This window comes from Bradyrhizobium sp. CCBAU 51745 (assembly GCF_028128715.1).
Lineage (GTDB): Bacteria > Pseudomonadota > Alphaproteobacteria > Rhizobiales > Xanthobacteraceae > Bradyrhizobium > Bradyrhizobium manausense.
In genome coordinates this window covers 1-2199 of sequence record NZ_LBJP01000041.1, presented here as the reverse complement: position 1 = coordinate 2199, position 2199 = coordinate 1, and the positions used below count along the sequence as shown (strand labels likewise).

The window sequence follows — 2199 nt, the reverse complement described above, 5'->3', positions numbered from 1 at the left end:
GTGACGACCGTCGCCGCGGGCGAGCGCCAGATCGTCGAACAGGCGCGGGACGCGCTGATAGAGCACGGAGCGATTGTCGCGACAGGCCTTGTGGCCGAGCGCCGAGGCGAGCCAACTCTTGCCGACGCCTGCCGGGCCGCAGATCAGGAGATTGACGTGGTCGTCGATCCAACGGCCCTCGACAAGCTTGGCGAACAGCGGGCGGTCGAGACCGCGCGGGGTGCGATAGTCGATGTCCTCGACGCAAGCCTGCTGGCGCAGCTTGGCGTAGCGCAGGCGAGTGGCGAGCCGTTTGTCGTGCCGCAGCGAGGCTTCACGTTCGAGCAGCAGAGCAAGCCATTCGGCGTGACCGAGGCTGCCAGCCTCACCGGCGGCTTCGATGTCGGCGAAGGCCTTGGCCATGCCGTGGAGGCCGAGGGCGTTGAGGCGGTCGAGGGTCGGATGGGTGAGCAAGGGACGGTCTCCTAATTGTAGTAGCGCGGTCCGCGGATGTTGACATGCAGGATCGGCGCATCGTCCGCGGAGCGCTGGTGAGCGGGACGCCGATCGAGATTGTTGGCGAGGATCGACTTGACCGAGCCATAGGTGCGCGCGCCGATGTCGATCGCCCGCGCAGCCGCCGCGTCCAGCCGTTCGCGCCCATAGGAGGCGGCGAGCCTGAGGATGCCGAGGCAGGCGCGGAAGCCTTGTTCGGGGTGCGAGCGCTCGTCGAGAATGAGGTCGCACAATGCGCTGGTTGCCGGCCCGATCGCGGCGGCGTCCTGACGGATACGCCCGATAGTCCAGCCGGCGTAGCGCCGATGGCTGGAGGCCATGTGCTCCGGCACGGTGGTGTGCTTGTGATTGCCACTCATGCGCTGATGCGCGGCAATCCGCTCGCCCTTGTGGAAGATCTCGACGGTGCGGGCGGTGAACCGCACCTCGACCTCGGCACGCGCGAAGCGATGCGGAACGCTGTAATAATGCTTCTCCACCTCGACGTGGTAGTCGAGGCTGACGCGGCGGATCCGCCACTCGGCGAGCACGTAGGGGCTCGCCGGCAACGGCTTGAGCGCCGGCCGGTCGATCTCCTCGAGCAGCCGGCGGCGCGTCACGCCAAGCCGCCGGATCGGCCGCTCCTCGTTGAGCCTGGTGAGCAACTCGCCGATCGCTGCGTTGACCTCGGCGAGGCTGTAGAAGACGCGGTGGCGCAGGCGGCCGAGCAGCCAGCGCTCGATGATGAGGACGGCCTGCTCGACCTTGGCCTTGTCGCGCGGCTTGCGAGGTCGCGCCGGCAAGACGGCCGTGCCGTAATGCGCGGCCATCTCCGCATAGGTGCGATTGATCTGCGGGTCGTAGAGGCTCGCCTTGATGACTGCGACTTTGGTGTTGTCAGGCACCAAGAGCGCCGGGACGCCGCCGATGCCGCGAAGGCGCCAACATGGGCACTGATCCAGTCGGCGAGCCCCTGCGTCCACGTCGCCTGCGCGTAGGTGAAGCTCGAGGCGCCGAGCACGGCGACGAAGATCTGCGCCGTCCTCCGCTCGCCGGTGAGGCGGTCGACCACCACAGGCACGCCGTCGCCCGCGTAGTCGACGAACAGCTTGTCGCCGGCCGCGTGCGCCTGGCGCATCGTCACCGACAGGCGTCCCTCCCAGGCGCGGTAAAGCTCGCAGAAGCGCGAGTACCGGTATCCGCCGGGCTCGGCGCCGATGTACTCCTCCCACAGGATCGACAGCGTCACGTGCTTCCGCTTGAGCTCGCGGTGCACCGCCGCCCAGTCGGGCTCGGCGATGCGGCGATGACCCTGCCGGTTACCGTTGCCGGTCTTGGCGAACAGGCGGGCCTCCAGGGCCGCGTCCGTGAGTTCGTCGGGCAACGGCCAGCTCAGGCCTGCGGCCTCGAACCGCCGGATGGTCAGCCGCACTGTCGAGGGCGCCGCTCCCATCCGCCGAGCAATCTCGCGGCTCGGCAGCCCAGCCGCCTTCATCCTGATCACATCGCGCACACGGCGCATCGCAAGCCTCTCCGTCGGCATCCAGGGTCCCCCTTCGCAAAACCGAAAGGTTGACCCTATGGGAGCCAGAAGAGGTCTCGTCACCCGGGCGACATCATCCCGGAATGGTGGGCGACATCATCTCGGAACGGGTGGGCGACTTCAAATCGGAATGGTGGGCGAGATCATCTCGGAATCCTGGGCGACATCGATCGGAATCCGCA

Annotated in this window: 1 protein-coding gene and 1 pseudogene; both read right to left on the bottom strand. The window is 67.8% G+C overall.

From position 1 onward, the window contains the following. A partial coding sequence (locus XH98_RS13000; RefSeq protein ID WP_271618822.1) for an ATP-binding protein occupies positions 1 to 453 on the bottom strand: 453 nt, incomplete at its 3' end. Positions 454 to 464: 11 nt separating this feature from the next. Then, positions 465 to 1996: pseudogene (gene istA, locus XH98_RS12995) on the bottom strand (IS21 family transposase). Positions 1997 to 2199: the final 203 nt, after the last annotated feature.